This is a genomic window from Pseudomonas sp. PHC1 (assembly GCF_046487845.1).
GTDB lineage: Bacteria > Pseudomonadota > Gammaproteobacteria > Pseudomonadales > Pseudomonadaceae > Aquipseudomonas > Aquipseudomonas sputi.
Window position 1 is genome coordinate 43,273 of record NZ_JBJXHJ010000001.1, and the last position, 15,289, is coordinate 58,561.

Consider the following 15,289-nt stretch of genomic DNA (forward strand, 5'->3'; position numbering starts at 1 on the left):
GGGTGTCGCGATGGCAGCGGCTGCCGGTGCTGAGTTTACGGGCGAAGATCATGGCATTGACCAGTTCGGTGCTGGCGCTGGTGCTGGGGATTGAAGCCTGGCTGCGGCCGGAGTCCATGGGCATCGAAGCCGCTGCGCTGGTAGCCGGTATCGGGGTGTGTGCCTTGGGCGTGGATTGGTTATTGCGGCCGCTGAAGCGTCTGACCGAACGGGCGCGGGTGATCGCCGACAACCCGTTGAGTCAGGGTATTTATACCGGACGACGGGATCAGTTCGGGCAGATCGAGTTTGCCTTGCAGATGCTCGAAGCCCAGGTCGGTGCGGTGGTCGGGCGGATCGGCGATGCGTCACAACGGTTGGCCGGGCATGCGGCGCAACTGGTTGATCATCTGCACAGCAGTCACACCAGCACGCTCGCTCAGCAGGCGGAAACCGATCAGGTGGCGGCGGCGATTCATCAGATGGCGGCCAGTGTGGCCGAGGTCGCCAGCCATGCGCAGCAGGCGTCGGTGGCGGCGGATATGGCGGGGACGGAAACCCGTGAAGGTCATCTGCTGGTAGGTGAGAGTCGCAGTGCGGTGTTGCGACTGGCAGAGGAGTTGGGCCGGGCCACCGAGGTGATTCATCAGCTCGAAGGCCACAGCAGCGAGATTTCCGGGGTGCTGGAGGTGATTCGCAGTATCGCCGAGCAGACCAATCTGTTGGCGCTCAACGCCGCGATCGAAGCGGCCCGGGCCGGGGACGCCGGGCGCGGGTTTGCAGTGGTGGCCGATGAGGTGCGGGGTCTGGCCCAACGCACTCAGCAGTCGACCAACGAGATTCAACGGATGATCAGCACCCTGCAGAACGGTGCGCGGGATGCGGTGCTGGTGATGCAGCAGAGCAGCGAGCATGTAGATAACAGCGTCGAACAGGCCCAGCGTGCGGCCCGGGCCCTGGACGGAATCAGCGGGCGGGTCGAGCAGATCACCGAGATGAGCCTGCAGATTGCGGCAGCGGTCGAAGAGCAAAGCGCGGTGAGCGAGGACATCAACCGCAACATCGTCAGTATCCGCACGGCGTGTGAGCTCACGGTGGATGAAGGGCGCCAGAGCCAGCTCAACTCACAGGATGTGGCGGGGCTGGCGGGGGATTTGCGTTTGCTGGCGCGGGAGTTCTGGGGGCGGCGGCAGGGCGTCTAGGCTGCCCGCAGTGAAATGAACGCGTAGGTCTGCGGCGGCTCGGACACCACCTGTGCCCCGGCTGCCCGCACTTGCCCGGCAATGTCTTCGCCGGAGACATGGAACAGCCATTCACTGGAAACTTCGCTCAAGGGTTGCGCCGTGACCTGATCGATCACCGAGGCGAACGCGCTCATGTCCGGCAGGTACGCGGTAAAACCGTCGCCCTTGAGCGCGGTGGTGCGGATGCCGAGCAAGCCGCAAATCGCGTCCTTGGTCTGGATGTCATCCCGATCGGCCTGACGGGAGCGCTGAATCAGCGTCACCAGTTCCTGATCCACCAGCTCACCGCCGACGATCAACTGCGGCCCTTGCTCCCAGGACTCTGGCGGACAGTCCTTGGCGGCGGGGTTCAGCGCAATGTGCGGATTGATTTCGGCGGGATAGATGCGACACACCAGCGGTCGGCGCTCGTAGATGCGGCACAGCTTGTCGTCGTCAAGATTCCGGCAGGGACCGACGTTGTAGGCGGCGAACGTGATCGCGACATGAGCCTCGGACATTCCGCTGCGCACCGCCGCCGAACGGCGTTGTGCATGCTCGCGCTGCTGTTCTGGCAGGCCCAGGCCGTTGGCGAGAAACGCCTCCACCAGCACGATCACCTGACCGCCGTCAGCCGCCCACATGCGGGCTTCGGCCAACGTCAGGGGCACATGGTGATCGGTGCAGCATTTGCCGCAGCCTACACAGGAAAAGGTCGTATTCATTGAGCGGGCAATCTTCAATCAGGGTGTGAATCGGCGACATAAAGCCGCCGTACAGGCCCGGAGTGAAGCAAGTTGTGCGCCATTCGCTCAGGGTTTGGCAGTGGGGCGGATCGAGTCCCATTCGGTGACGAACGCGGTTTTCGACTTTTTGTTGAACAGGCACAGCTCGGTGCCTTGCTGGCCCTTCATGTGTTTTTGTGGGTACTGGCCTTGCAGCAACAGCGCGGTGTAGCCGACGCGGTCATCGAATTGCGCGGCGTTGCCGACCGGTTTGACATTTTTCAGGCCGCTGGCCTTGGTGCAACTGGCGAGCACGGTTTTGTCGTAGGCCGCCCAGGCGTCGGGGCTGGAGGCATGGGCCAACGGGGCGATGAGGCAAAGTACGGAGAGGGCGAGGCGTTTCATGGTTCGGGCATCCTTGGAGGGTTGATCGCCAAGGTTGGAGTATGCCGCAGGATTTTAGTTTGTCAGTCCGGCACCCATTCCCGGCGAACCACATACATTCCAGACCTTTCGTACAGGTGCTGCGCTCGCCGGTTGTCTTCCAGCACCTTCAGGTCGACAAACCCTTCACGTCGATCCTGAAACGCCTTGAACGCATGAAGCAGCAACGCCCGACCCAATCCACGACCTTGAGCGCGAGGATGCACCACCAGATTCTTGATGTAGGCACTGGTCCAGCATTGCGCCACGCCAATGACGTTTTTGGCATCGCTGGCGATGAAACACAGTGCCGGATCGTATTCCGGGTCGTTTTCAAACTGCTTTTGCCACACGTCCAGCGCCGGCACCCGGCCGCCGCCTTCGCGGTAACCGGTTTGCATCAATTCATGCACGGCGGATGCGCGTTCGGCGCTGTAGGTGGTGAGTTCGATGCCGTTCGGCCATTCGATGGCCGGCACGTCCTGGCTCAGGTCGCGCCGCATCAGCAAACAGAACGTCTCGCTCAAGACTCAGTGGCCCTGAGCGGCGACGTGTTTGGCCGCTTCGATCAGGCAGTGGGTCAGCTCCGGCGAGGAGAACTTGGTCAGCACGCCGTTGGCCCCGGCAAGGCGGGCCTTTTCGCTGTTCATCGCGCTGTCCAGCGAGGTGTGCAGCAGCACGTAGAGGTGGGCGAAGTCCGGGGTTTCGCGCAGGGTGCGGGTGAAGGCGTAACCGTCCATCTCGGACATTTCGATGTCGGAGACGATCAGGTTGATCTGCTGCGCCGTGCCTTGCAGGTCCAGCAGGCAGTCGATGGCTTCCTTGGCACTGCGCGCGGTGTGGCATTGCAGGCCGAGGTTGCGCAGGGTGTGCACCGATTGTTGCAATGCCACCTGGCTGTCATCGACCACCAGAATGCGCGCATTGCCGAGCACTTCGGCGTCTTCCATGGTCAGGTCGGTCGGGGCCATTTCGATTTGCGCCGGGGCGATGCTGTGGATGACTTTTTCGATGTCCAGCACCTGCACCAGCGTGCCGTCCACCGAGGTCACGCCGGTGATGTAGGCGCGCGAACCGCCGGAACCGAATGGCGGCGGTTTGATGTCGGTGGTCAGGCAATGCACGATCTTGCTCACCGCCTGCACATGCAGGCCCTGTTTCGAACGGCTGACGTCGGTGACGATCAGGCAGCCGCCGTTCGGGTCTTCCAACGGCCGCTCGCCGATGGCGCGGCTCAGGTCGATCACCGACAGCGAAGCACCGCGCAGAGTGGCGATGCCTTTGACGTGCGGGTGCGACTCCGGCAGCTTGGTCAGTGGCGGGCAGGGGATGATTTCACTGACCTTCAGCAGGTTGATCGCCATCAGCTTGCCGCTGCGCAAGGTAAACAGCAGAAGCGAAAGTGAATCTGCGCGGGCTTTGTTGGAAGACATAAAAACCTTCTGTGGAAAAAGGTGAGCGGCGATCGCACGGATCGCCAGCAGGTATCGATGCCGGGTTATCGACTTGTAACCGGCAGGCTTTAGGGATTCCGGCGCCAATCCGACGGCGGGACTTTTATTTCATCCCCAACCGCTTCGCCATCCGCCCCAGATTCGCCCGGTCCAGCCCCAATTCGCGGGCGGCGCTGGCCCAGTTGTCCTGATTGCGCTCAAGTGCTGCGCTGATCAATTGCCGCTGATACTGCTCGGTGGCGGTGCGCAGGTCGCCGCTGATCAATGGCTGAGTGGCGGCTGCTTCGGACGGCGTCGGCGAGTTATCCACAACCTCGCGCGGCAGGTCGAGATCCATCGCGCTCAGGCTGAGTATCTTCGGCCGCACCTTGCAGTTGCCCAACGCCTTCAGTGCGCTGCGTCCGATCAAGTGTTCCAGCTCCCGCACGTTGCCCGGCCAGGTGTAAGCGAGCAGCGCTTGCTGGGCGTCGTTGTTCAGGCGCAGGCTGTTGAGGCCCATGCGCGAGCGGTTCTGTTCCAGAAAATAGCCGCTGAGCAACAACACATCGCGACCCCGGTCACGCAGCGCCGGCACCCGCAACGGGTAGACGCTGAGGCGATGGTAGAAGTCGGCGCGGTAGCGGCCGCTGCGCACCTCTTCGGCCAGGTCGCGGTTGGTCGCGGCGATCAGGCGCACGTCGACCTGATGCTCCTTGTCCGAACCCAGGCGCTGCAACTGGCCGCTCTGCAACACCCGCAACAGCTTGGCCTGGACGGTCAGCGACAACTCGCCGACTTCATCGAGAAACAGCGTGCCGCCATTGGCCAGTTCGAACTTGCCGCGTCGATCACTGGTAGCGCCGGTGAAGGCGCCGCGCACGTGGCCGAACAGTTCGCTTTCCACCAAGGTATCCGGCAGGGCTGCGCAGTTGAGGCTGATGATCGGTTTGTCGGCGCGCTTGGAGGCGGCGTGGATCGCCTGGGCCACCAGCTCCTTGCCGACTCCGGTCTCGCCGGTGATCAGCACGGTCAGGTCGCTGCCGCCGACCAGATTGATTTCTTCCACCAGCCGTTTATGGGCCTTGCTCTGGCCGATCATTTCGCGGTTCTGCTGGCCGCTGGCCTGGCGATAGACCTCGGCGCGCTGATGTTCGTCTTCGGCGCGAATCGCCAGACGTTCGATGCGCTCGGCCGCATTGACCGTGGCCGAGGCGAGGCTGGCGAAGGCTTGCAGGGCGTCGAGTTCGATCGGTTCGAAGCGCTCGGGATCGAGGGCGTCGAGCGTAATCAGACCCCAAAGCTTTTCATCGACGAACAATGGGCAGCCGAGGCAATCGTGCACTTCGAGGTGATCGTCGAGGCCGTCGACCAGTCCGTCATAAGGGTCGGGCAAATCGCTGTCGGCGGCGAAACGGGTCGGCCCTTCGCCGGCCAGCAGCACTTCAAAGCGAGGGTGTTCGCTGACCTTGAAGCGGCGGCCCAGGGTGTCGGTGCTCAAACCGTCCACGGCCAGCGGCACCAGCCATTCACCGTCGAGGCGCAACAGTGCGGCGGCATCGCAGGGCAGCAGGGCGCGCATGGCTTCGAGCAGGCGCCGGTAGCGCTCGCCTTCGGGCAGTTCGCGGGACAGGTCGGAAACCAGTGGGAGCAGGGCGGTGAGCAATGATTTGGCAGACATAGGCATGTAGTCAAAGAGACATGTTGTAGTCGAAGCGACTATAGAGTGGCTTGTGTCAATCTGACTACTTAAATTTCAAGCTATTGATTTATATAGAAAAAATAGTTGGCACGATTACTGGAGTGGACAAGGCACTTTTAGAGAAAGCTCAGGAGTCACCCTTATGCTTAGCGTCCAGGATCGTGCCATCATCAAGTCCACCGTGCCTCTGCTGGAAAGCGGTGGTGAAGCGCTGATCACTCATTTCTACCGGATGATGCTCTCCGAGTATCCGGAAGTCCGCCCGCTGTTCAATCAGGCTCACCAGGCCAGCGGTGATCAGCCCCGCGCCTTGGCCAACGGCGTGTTGATGTACGCCCGCCACATCGATCAACTCGACCAGTTGGGCGATCTGGTGGCCAAGATCATCAACAAGCACGTGGCGCTGCAGATCCTGCCGGAACACTACCCGATCGTCGGCACCTGTCTGCTGCGCGCCATCTCCGAAGTGCTCGGCGATGAAATCGCCACCCCGCAAGTGATGAGTGCCTGGGGCGCGGCCTACGGTCAGTTGGCCGAGATTCTGATCGGTGCCGAAACCGCCATTTATGACCAGAAAGAGCAAGCCGTCGGCGGCTGGCGCGGGGCGCGGGAGTTCATCGTGGCGGCCAAGGTCGAGGAGAGCGCGGAAATCACCTCGTTCTACTTCGAGCCGGCGGACAAGGGCCCGATCCTCGCCGCCGAGCCGGGTCAGTACATCGGTATGAAGCTGATCCTCGACGGCGAAGAAATCCGTCGCAACTATTCGCTGTCAGCGCTGGCCAACAAAGGTCAGTACCGCATCAGCGTCAAACGCGAACCGGGCGGCCGCGCCTCCAATTTCCTGCACGATCAACTGCACGTCGGCGCGAGCATTCAGCTGTTCCCGCCATCGGGTGAATTCACTCTGACTGCCAGCGACAAACCGCTGGTGCTGATCAGCGGCGGCGTCGGCATCACCCCGACTTTGGCGATGCTGGAAGCGGCGCTGGAAACCGAGCGTCCGGTGTACTTTATCCACAGTGCGCGCAACGGCAGCGTGCACGCGTTCCGTGACTGGATTGATGGACTGGCCGCACGTCATCCGCGGCTCAAGCGTTTCTATTGCTACGCCGAAGATGACGGTGTGAGCCCGGCGGCGGACAAGGTCGGGTTGTTGAGCGAGGAGCAACTGGGCGAGTGGCTGCCGGCGGAGCGTGATGTGGACGCTTACTTCCTGGGGCCGAAAGGTTTCATGGGGGCGATCAAGCGTCATCTGAAGGCGCTGGGTGTGCCTGAGAAGCAGAGCCGGTATGAGTTCTTCGGGCCGGCTGCTGCTTTGGAATAATTCGGAACCGGGTCGCCCTCATTCGCGAGCAAGCCCGCTCCCACAGGATTTGAGTTCGATGCGGTCCTTGTGGGAGCTGGCTTGCCAGCGATTGGCCGTTACGCGGTCCCGATTCTTAAAAAGTGTTTAAAGGTTAATCGTTTCTTAACCGGTTTATCGTTTATTCCCCGATGCTGATGATAGGCGCTCGTTCGTTTACATGATCAGGATCGTCCCCATGTCGCACTTCGCCTCTTCCCGTCGTTTCAGCCTGGCCACGTTGGGCCTGTCGCTTGCCTTGCTGTCCAGTCCGTACGCTTTCGCCGAATCCGCGTTGATCCAGCCGCAGACCCTGATCGTCGATCAGAGCCTGCCCAAGGCCCAACGTGAAGCGATGGAGCTGGCGGCGCGGCGTTACGGCAGTTTCTGGAATTCTGGTGAAGAGGCGCTGGCCACCGCCGCCCTGGCGCCGCAGTTCGTCGACAAGACTCCGCCGGAAGGCCGGGTGCAGGGGCCGACCGGGCCGTTGCTGGCGTCGAAGTTCTTTCGCACGGCGGTGCCGGACTTGAGTTGCGAGATCGAACAAATGATCGTCGCCGGGGATCGCGTGGTGGTGCATCTGCACTTTCGCGGGCATTTCACCGGCACTTTCAAGGCTCTCAAAGGGCAGGGCCAGCGTGTAGACTTCCGGGCAACCGATATCTATCAGATCGACAACGGTCGCATCGCGGCCAATTGGCATATCGAAGACAACATCAGCCTGATGGCGCAACTGCAAGCGCAGCCGCCGGCCAGCTGAACCATGGACATGAAAGGGAAACGCGATGAGCGAGGAAACGATTCGATTGGGGCGTGAGCGGCGCTATCTGGTGTTGCTGGGCATCATCTGCCTGGCGCTGATCGGCGGCGCGCTGTACATGCAGATCGTGCTGGGCGAGGCGCCGTGCCCGCTGTGCATCCTGCAGCGTTATGCGTTGCTGCTGATCGCGTTGTTCGCGTTCATCGGCGCGGCCATGCGCACCCGGCGCAGCATCACGGTGTTCGAGGTGCTGGTGGTGCTTTGTGCGATCGCCGGGGCCGGTGTCGCCGGGCATCATGTGTACACCCAGTTCTATCCGGCGGTGAGTTGCGGCATCGATGTGTTGCAGCCGATCGTCGATGACCTGCCGCTGGCGAAGATCTTCCCGCTGGGCTTTCAGGTCGATGGTTTCTGCTCGACGCCGTACCCGCCGATCCTCGGCCTGTCGCTGGCGCAATGGGCGCTGGTGGCCTTCGTGCTGGTGGTGATTCTGGTGCCGCTGCTGACCTCGCGTAACCGAAAAGCGTTGCGCTGAATCAACTTTTCGGCGCCTGCGCCGATAAAACAAACGCCTCGATTTGCGGTGATGCAAATCGAGGCGTTTTGCATTTCAGGGTCTGTGTGAAAACACCGTGACGAACAGCAACGAAGGGTGCGACAGGTGTGCGACAGGTGTGCGACATGTTGTCACACACGCACTGTCGCAGCGCGTTTCACAGGCCCGGATTGGAGTGCGGTTACAAAAAAGGATTGGTCTGTTTCAGCGTTTTTTGGTTTTTGCACGGGTGTGCCGGATCAGGCAGTTTTAACAGACTCTGGTAGATGGCCAAAAGCCTTGGCATATCGGGCTTTGCGCGGATCGCGCCGTGGGAAAAAGCTCTCGGAGCTGTCTGAACTGAGGCCGATAGACTTACATTTTTTGGTGTTTTTGTTGAGAATCGATTTCGATAACATGGGTCACTTTTGCAAAAACAGTGATGGATTGTTGCTCTGAGCGATAAAAATTATTTCGGGATAAGACATGGTGTATAGGGCGCTACCTATCTACAATCGCCCGCACTGAATTCCCGGCACTGTTCAGCCTTTATTAAGGAGGCGAGCAGGAAGTCGGGTGTCGAGCGGCCGAGAGGCTTGCGAGACACCCAGGTGTCGGTGCCTTCCAACTTTCCGCACCAAATGGAATTGGTCTGTAACAAGGCCTTTGACCACGAATTCGAATAAGAACTGAACGCTGTCCCAGGTTTTGTCGAGCGTCTGACGCGCGACGGGCGGCCCTTATTCAATCCAAAGAAAATGCCAACCCTTGGCAGGGTGAAGTGTTGGCGATCAAAACCCAACTGCATTGCGCAAGCTGCTTTAGAGGTCGTGAGATGAGTAAAAACAGGTACCCCAGATTACTAGGCCTAGTGCCGCTGCTCGGCACGTTGTTGCTGGGAGGCTGCAACATGACCTTGCTCAATCCAACGGGCCAGGTCGGCCTGGAACAGCGCAACCTGATCATCACCGCCACGCTGCTGATGCTGTTGGTCGTTGTGCCGGTCATCGTCATGACCTTCCTGTTCGCCTGGAAGTACCGCGCCTCCAACAAGAACGCCGTCTACACCCCGAAATGGTCGCACTCGACCAAGATCGAAGTGGCAGTCTGGACCATCCCGGTCCTGATCATCATTGCCCTGGGTTACATCACCTACAAGTCGACCCACTCGCTGGATCCGTATCGTCCGATCGAATCCGACGTCAAGCCGGTGACCATCGAAGTGGTCGCGCTGGACTGGAAGTGGCTGTTCATCTACCCGGAACAAGGCATTGCCACGGTCAACAAGATCGTGTTCCCGGCGCACACGCCAGTTAACTTCCGGATCACTTCGGATGCGGTGATGAACTCGTTCTTCATCCCGGGCCTGGGCGGCCAGATCTATGCGATGGCGGGCATGACCACCAAGCTGCACCTGATTGCTGACCGCAACGCTGAAATGGACGGTATCTCCGCCAACTACAGCGGCGCTGGTTTCACCGGTATGAAATTCAAAGCGATCGCAACTTCTCAGGAAGATTTCGACGCCTGGGTAAGTGAAGTCAAAAAGGCACCTAAACAGCTTGAAGCCGCTGAATACGCAGCCCTTGCCAAGCCAAGCCAGAACAATCCAGTCGAGCTCTACTCCTCGGTCACGCCGAACCTGTTCCAGACCATCGTCGACAAGTACGAAGGCATGAAACCGGGCAAGCCGCTGAAGCACGAGAAGAAAGAGAAAGAAGTGGCGGCAACGGATATGGACTCGAATTCGCATTCAGCTGCCGGGGCAGAGGAGTAAACGATGTTTGGTAAATTAAGTTGGGAAGCGATCCCTTTCCACGAGCCGATCGTGATGGTCACCATCTCGATGATCGCGCTTGGTGGTCTGGCGTTGTTCGCTGCAATCACCTACTTCAAGAAGTGGACTTACCTGTGGACCGAGTGGCTGACGTCGGTCGACCACAAGAAAATCGGCGTGATGTACATCATCGTCGCCATGGTCATGCTGCTGCGCGGTTTTGCCGACGCCATCATGATGCGGACCCAGTTGGCCATGGCCACCGAAGGTTCGCCTGGCTACCTGCCACCTGAACACTATGACCAGATCTTCACCGCTCACGGTGTGATCATGATCATCTTCATGGCGATGCCATTCTTCACCGGCCTGATGAACCTTGCAGTGCCGCTGCAGATCGGCGCGCGTGACGTTGCGTTCCCGTTCCTGAACTCCCTGAGCTTCTGGCTGCTGGTATCCGGCGTCGTGCTGATCAACCTGTCCCTGGGCGTCGGCGAATTCGCCAAGACCGGCTGGGTTGCCTATCCACCGCTGTCGGGTCTGCAATACAGCCCTGGCGTGGGGATGGACTACTACATCTGGGCGCTACAGCTATCGGGTCTGGGTACAACGTTAACCGGGGTTAACTTCCTCGCGACCGTGCTGAAAATGCGTACCCCTGGCATGAAACTGATGGACATGCCGATCTTCACCTGGACCTGCACCTGGGCAAACGTTCTGATCGTGGCTTCGTTCCCGATCCTGACCGCTACCCTGGCACTGCTGACCCTTGACCGTTACATGGATTTCCACATTTTCACCAATGAACTTGGTGGCAATCCAATGATGTACGTCAACCTGTTCTGGGCATGGGGCCACCCTGAGGTTTACATCCTGATCCTGCCGGCGTTCGGCATTTTCTCGGAAGTCATCTCGGCCTTCACCGGCAAGAAACTGTTCGGCCACCACTCGATGATCTACGCCTCGGGCGCGATCTCGGTCCTGGGCTTCATGGTTTGGCTGCACCACTTCTTCACCATGGGTTCGGGTGCCAGCGTCAACGCCTTCTTCGGTCTGGCGACGATGCTGATTTCCATCCCGACGGGTGTGAAACTGTTCAACTGGCTGTTCACCATCTACCAGGGCCGTCTGCGCTTCACCAGCCAGGTTCTGTGGACCCTGGGCTTCATGGTGACCTTCGCCATCGGCGGCATGACCGGCGTACTGCTGGCCATCCCGGGTGCTGACTTCGTGCTGCACAACAGCCTGTTCGTGATCGCGCACTTCCACAACGTGATCATCGGCGGCGCGGTATTCGGCTACATCGCAGGCTTCGGCTTCTACTTCCCGAAAGCGTTCGGCTTCAAGCTGCACGAAGGCTGGGGTAAAGCAGCGTTCTGGTTCTGGATCTCGGGCTTCTTCGTCGCGTTCATGCCGCTCTACGCTCTGGGCTTCATGGGCATGACCCGTCGTCTGAACGCCACCACCAACCCTGAGTGGGTACCGTACCTGTACGTCGCCATGTTCGGTGCGGTGATGATCGCTGTGGGTATCGCCTGCCAGCTGATCCAGCTGTACGTGTCGGTGCGTGACCGCAAGAAACCGGAAAACATGTGCGAACACGGTGACCCGTGGAATGCCCATACCCTGGAATGGTCGACCTCGTCGCCACCTCCGTTCTACAACTTCGCTGTACTGCCAAAGGCAGACTGCATCGATCCGTTCACCGAGGCCAAGGAAAACGGTACCGCGTACAAGGCTCCGGCCAAGTACGAACCGATCCACATGCCGAACAACACCGCCACTGGCGTGGTGATGGGCGCGCTGCTGACCGTGTTCGGTTTCGCGATGATCTGGCACATCTGGTGGTTGGCGATCGCCAGCCTGGCCGGCACTGTCATCTACTTCGTGATCCACGCAGCACGTGACGATCAGGGCTACATGGTGCCGGTTGAAACAATCGAGCGCATCGAAGCCGAGCAGCACAAGCGTCTGGTAGCGGCCGGGAAGATCCCTGCTTCCGCAACCCGTGTTGAAACCAAGTTGGAACAGGCTTAAACAATGTCGAACTTAGTGACCAATGCTGGACACGCCCATGGTCATGACCATGGGCACGATGACCATCACCACGACTCGGGCGAGATGACCGTATACGGTTTCTGGCTCTACCTGATGACCGACTGCATTCTGTTTGCGTCGATCTTCGCGGTGTACGCGGTACTGGTAAACAACGTCGCCGGTGGCCCGTCGGGCCACGACATCTTCGAACTGCCATACGTGCTGGGCGAAACCGCTCTGCTGCTGTTCAGTTCGATCACCTACGGCTTCGCCATGCTGGCGCTGTACAAAGGTAAGAAGCAGCAGGTTCTGGGCTGGTTGTTCATGACCTTCCTGCTCGGCGCAGGCTTCATCGCCATGGAGATCAACGAGTTCCACCTGCTGATCTCCGAGGGCTTCGGTCCTAGCCGTTCGGGCTTCCTGTCGGCGTTCTTCACGCTGGTCGGTACCCACGGCCTGCACGTGTCCGCCGGTCTGATCTGGATGGGCATCATGATGTACCAGGTCAACAAGCACGGCCTGACGGCGACCAACAAGACCCGTCTGAGCTGCCTGAGCCTGTTCTGGCACTTCCTGGACGTGGTGTGGATCTGCGTATTCACCGTTGTTTACCTGATGGGGACCCTGTAATGGCTAATGCACACTCCCATGACAGCCATGATGCTGGCCACGGCAGCGTTAAGTCGTACGCCATCGGCTTCATCCTGTCGGTAATCCTGACCGTCATCCCGTTCGGCCTGGTGATGTACCCGACCCTGCCGAAGTCGACGACGCTGGCAATCGTCCTGCTGTTCGCCGTGATCCAGGTGATCGTTCACCTGTATTACTTCCTGCACCTGGACCGTTCCATCGCTCAACGTAACAACGTGATTGCGTTCGTCTTTACGGCCATCGTGATCGTGCTGCTGGTCGGTCTGTCGCTGTGGATCATGTTCAGCATCCACACCTACATGATGGCGAAGTGAGGTAAACCCGATGTCGCTCAAGCACTTTATCCAAATCACCAAACCGGGGATCATTTTCGGTAACGTGCTTTCTGTGGCAGGCGGGTTCTTCCTGGCCTCGAAAGGGCATGTCGATCTGGCCGTGTTTCTGGCAGCCATGATCGGCACTTCCCTGGTCGTGGCCTCCGGTTGCGTGTTCAACAACTGCATCGACCGCGACATCGACCTGAAGATGGAACGCACCAAGAACCGGGTGCTGGTCCAGGGCTTGATCTCCCTGAAACTGGCCCTGGTCTATGCGACCGTCCTGGGTGTCGCCGGCGTTGCATTGCTGTACAAGGTGGCCAACCCGTTGGCTGCATTGTTCGCCGTGATCGGCTTTATCATCTACGTCGGCTTCTACAGCCTGTACCTCAAGCGCAAGTCGGTTCACGGCACGCTGGTGGGCAGTCTGTCGGGCGCCATGCCGCCGGTGATCGGTTACGTGGCCGTGACCAACAGCTTCGACATGGCCGCGCTGACCCTGCTGGTGATGTTCAGCCTGTGGCAGATGCCGCATTCCTACGCCATCGCGATCTTCCGCTTCAACGATTACCTGGCCGCATCGATTCCGGTGCTGCCAGTGAAGCGCGGAATCCAGGTGGCCAAGAAGCACATCCTGTTCTACATCCTGGCCTTCCTCGTGGCGACCTTGATGCTGACCTTCAGCGGTTACGCCGGCATGAGCTACCTCGCCGTCGCCGCGGCCATGGGCATGTACTGGCTGTACATGGCCTGGACCGGCTACAAGGCGGTGGATGACACAGTCTGGGCACGCAAGCTGTTCGTGTTCTCGATCTTCACCATCACCGCGCTGAGCGTCATGATGTCCCTGGACTTCAAGGTGCCGACCGAGTTGCTGCTGACGTACGCGCCGTAAGGTTCGAACGTTGTACGAAAAACCCCGTTCATCGAGAGATGAGCGGGGTTTTTTGTTGCTCGTATGATGGAGAAACGACGTCCTTTGTCGCGAACAGACGCTTTCCCAAAAGGGTACGGTATTCAGCCATTCCCCCGAAACGACTAGCTAGAAATCGACAGGTTGCGGTCGATTGGCAAAAGCCCTAGATTCGGATCCAACTACATGCATCGATCTAGAGGCTGGGCGAAATGACTGAGAGGATGACCTGCGACGAGCGCTTCATTGCCCTGGCAAAAGAGCTGAACTACGACATCAATGGCGAGAACACGGTGGGTGGCAATTACGCGCCGTTGATCCGTCATCACGATGAGATCTACATCAGCGGCATGGTGCCGCGCACCGAAGGCAAGATTCAGTATCCGGGGCGGGTGGGGCAGGAGCTGACGCTCAAGGATGCGCAGGCCGCGGCGAGTATCAGCGCGATGCGCTGTCTGGCCTTTATCGTCGATGCAGTCGGCTCGCTGGACAAGGTCAGGTCGTTGTTGCGGGTCACGGTGTACGTAAAGTCCACGCCGGATTTCGTTGACCTCAGCGAAGTCGCCAACGGCGCGTCGGATGTATTCAGTTATGTATTGGGCGATGTCGGGCGTCACACCCGCACCACTGTCGGCGTCTATCAGTTGCCGAAAAACGCGGCCATCGAAGTCGACATGATTGCCGCCGTGCATCCCTCGGCATAACCGCCGATTTGCGTCCAGCAAAAAGCCCCGCCTGAATGTCAGTGCGGGGCTTTTTCGTCAGCGCCGGTATTACTGGGCGGCGATGCTGTAACCGTCGAACGCGGTCTGCTGTTGCAGCGCGGTGATGATGTTCTTGCGGTTGATCGCGTGCTCGGTGCCGGCGTTGTCGAGGAAGGTTTCGCCTTCGATTTCCGCCTCATCGCCTTCGCCGACGAAGGTGAAGCCGAGGAATTCCAGCGCCTCGCGATCCACGCTCAGGCGCGAACGCGGTGTGCGCATGGGCAGGGTCACGCTGATGCCGTCCTTGCTGATGCTGAACACTTCGACGTCTTTCTTGGCGCGTGCGGCCTTGCTCTTGCCGCCGCTCGGGTTGCTGATCGCCTGATGGGTCTGGTTCAGCACCTTGAGGGCCAGGCCGTAAACGATTTCCTGGAACGCCGGATCGTCCTTGAAGCTGGACAGGATGCGGCTGATCGGGAATTTGCTGCTGAGGTCTTCGAGGGCGGCAATGTCGGCGGCTTCGGCGTCCTTCAAACGCTTGAGTTCACCCATCAGCTCGTAGGCCTGGTCATCATCGAAGCGGTCGTGGGCCTGACGGATCGCGGCGCGCAGTTCGCGGATCTGATCGCTCTCGCGGCTTGACTGGAATGCGTCCAGCACCATCTCGCTGATGATCTTCGCCTGTGGGAGGTGTTGTGAAAGATTGATGGAGTTTTCGTATTCCGCTTTGGACGACAGAGTGACTACGGATTCAGCGGTGTTGAAATCGGACAT

Annotated in this window: 16 protein-coding genes; 10 read left to right on the forward strand and 6 right to left on the reverse strand. The window is 59.7% G+C overall.

Features of this window, described 5'->3' with window-relative positions; translation table 11 throughout:
* Positions 1 to 116 precede the first annotated feature (116 nt).
* A complete protein-coding gene (locus tag ACKJSM_RS00225; protein WP_410236547.1) occupies positions 117 to 1,181 on the forward strand; it encodes a methyl-accepting chemotaxis protein in 1,065 nt (354 codons plus the stop codon).
* On the opposite strand, the gene ACKJSM_RS00230 is transcribed toward ACKJSM_RS00225, so the two are convergent.
* The 5 genes from ACKJSM_RS00230 to norR form a co-directional block, all read right to left on the reverse strand.
* Positions 1,178 to 1,927, reverse strand: a complete 750-nt coding sequence (locus tag ACKJSM_RS00230; protein ID WP_236181206.1) for a YkgJ family cysteine cluster protein — start codon at positions 1,925 to 1,927, stop codon at positions 1,178 to 1,180. The two genes, ACKJSM_RS00225 and ACKJSM_RS00230, sit on opposite strands and share 4 nt — an antisense overlap.
* 87 nt (positions 1,928 to 2,014) lie before the next feature.
* Complete coding sequence (locus ACKJSM_RS00235) at positions 2,015 to 2,332, reverse strand: hypothetical protein (RefSeq protein ID WP_410236356.1); 318 nt, start codon at positions 2,330 to 2,332, stop codon at positions 2,015 to 2,017.
* Between the two features lie 62 nt (positions 2,333 to 2,394).
* Positions 2,395 to 2,853 (reverse strand): GNAT family N-acetyltransferase, encoded by a 459-nt coding sequence (locus ACKJSM_RS00240; RefSeq protein WP_410236548.1) that lies wholly within the window; start codon positions 2,851 to 2,853, stop codon positions 2,395 to 2,397.
* 27 nt (positions 2,854 to 2,880) lie between these two features.
* The gene (locus tag ACKJSM_RS00245) at positions 2,881 to 3,783 is read right to left on the reverse strand and encodes a chemotaxis protein CheV (protein ID WP_236181208.1); all 903 of its coding nucleotides are present in this window, start codon (positions 3,781 to 3,783) and stop codon (positions 2,881 to 2,883) included.
* Between the two features lie 124 nt (positions 3,784 to 3,907).
* On the reverse strand, positions 3,908 to 5,461 hold the full coding sequence (gene norR, locus ACKJSM_RS00250) for a nitric oxide reductase transcriptional regulator NorR (RefSeq protein WP_410236357.1): 1,554 nt from the start codon (positions 5,459 to 5,461) through the stop codon (positions 3,908 to 3,910).
* A gap of 163 nt (positions 5,462 to 5,624) precedes the next feature.
* Between norR and hmpA the strand changes: the two genes are divergently transcribed.
* From hmpA to ACKJSM_RS00295, 9 genes are all read left to right on the forward strand, one after another.
* Positions 5,625 to 6,806 carry an NO-inducible flavohemoprotein gene (hmpA, locus tag ACKJSM_RS00255; RefSeq protein ID WP_410236358.1) on the forward strand — a complete coding sequence of 394 codons (1,182 nt, stop codon included), beginning with the start codon at positions 5,625 to 5,627 and terminating at the stop codon, positions 6,804 to 6,806.
* A 217-nt stretch (positions 6,807 to 7,023) separates the two neighbouring features.
* On the forward strand, positions 7,024 to 7,584 hold the full coding sequence (locus ACKJSM_RS00260) for an ester cyclase (RefSeq protein WP_410236359.1): 561 nt from the start codon (positions 7,024 to 7,026) through the stop codon (positions 7,582 to 7,584).
* Positions 7,585 to 7,609: 25 nt separating this feature from the next.
* A complete protein-coding gene (locus ACKJSM_RS00265; RefSeq protein ID WP_236181212.1) occupies positions 7,610 to 8,119 on the forward strand; it encodes a disulfide bond formation protein B in 510 nt (169 codons plus the stop codon).
* A gap of 835 nt (positions 8,120 to 8,954) precedes the next feature.
* Complete coding sequence (gene cyoA, locus ACKJSM_RS00270; RefSeq protein WP_011335843.1) at positions 8,955 to 9,896, forward strand: ubiquinol oxidase subunit II; 942 nt, start codon at positions 8,955 to 8,957, stop codon at positions 9,894 to 9,896.
* A gap of 3 nt (positions 9,897 to 9,899) precedes the next feature.
* The gene (gene cyoB / locus ACKJSM_RS00275) at positions 9,900 to 11,930 is read left to right on the forward strand and encodes a cytochrome o ubiquinol oxidase subunit I (RefSeq protein ID WP_236191082.1); all 2,031 of its coding nucleotides are present in this window, start codon (positions 9,900 to 9,902) and stop codon (positions 11,928 to 11,930) included.
* 3 nt (positions 11,931 to 11,933) lie between these two features.
* Positions 11,934 to 12,560, forward strand: a complete 627-nt coding sequence (locus ACKJSM_RS00280) for a cytochrome o ubiquinol oxidase subunit III (RefSeq protein ID WP_007956720.1) — start codon at positions 11,934 to 11,936, stop codon at positions 12,558 to 12,560.
* On the forward strand, positions 12,560 to 12,895 hold the full coding sequence (gene cyoD / locus ACKJSM_RS00285; RefSeq protein WP_011335842.1) for a cytochrome o ubiquinol oxidase subunit IV: 336 nt from the start codon (positions 12,560 to 12,562) through the stop codon (positions 12,893 to 12,895). The genes ACKJSM_RS00280 and cyoD overlap by 1 nt, the downstream gene beginning before the upstream one ends.
* A gap of 10 nt (positions 12,896 to 12,905) precedes the next feature.
* Complete coding sequence (gene cyoE, locus ACKJSM_RS00290; RefSeq protein WP_039765651.1) at positions 12,906 to 13,793, forward strand: heme o synthase; 888 nt, start codon at positions 12,906 to 12,908, stop codon at positions 13,791 to 13,793.
* 230 nt (positions 13,794 to 14,023) lie between these two features.
* Complete coding sequence (locus ACKJSM_RS00295; protein ID WP_007956714.1) at positions 14,024 to 14,515, forward strand: RidA family protein; 492 nt, start codon at positions 14,024 to 14,026, stop codon at positions 14,513 to 14,515.
* A gap of 69 nt (positions 14,516 to 14,584) precedes the next feature.
* Here ACKJSM_RS00295 and ACKJSM_RS00300 read toward each other — a convergent pair whose 3' ends face one another.
* Entirely contained in the window at positions 14,585 to 15,289 is a 705-nt protein-coding gene (locus ACKJSM_RS00300) for a hypothetical protein (protein ID WP_236181213.1), read from the reverse strand.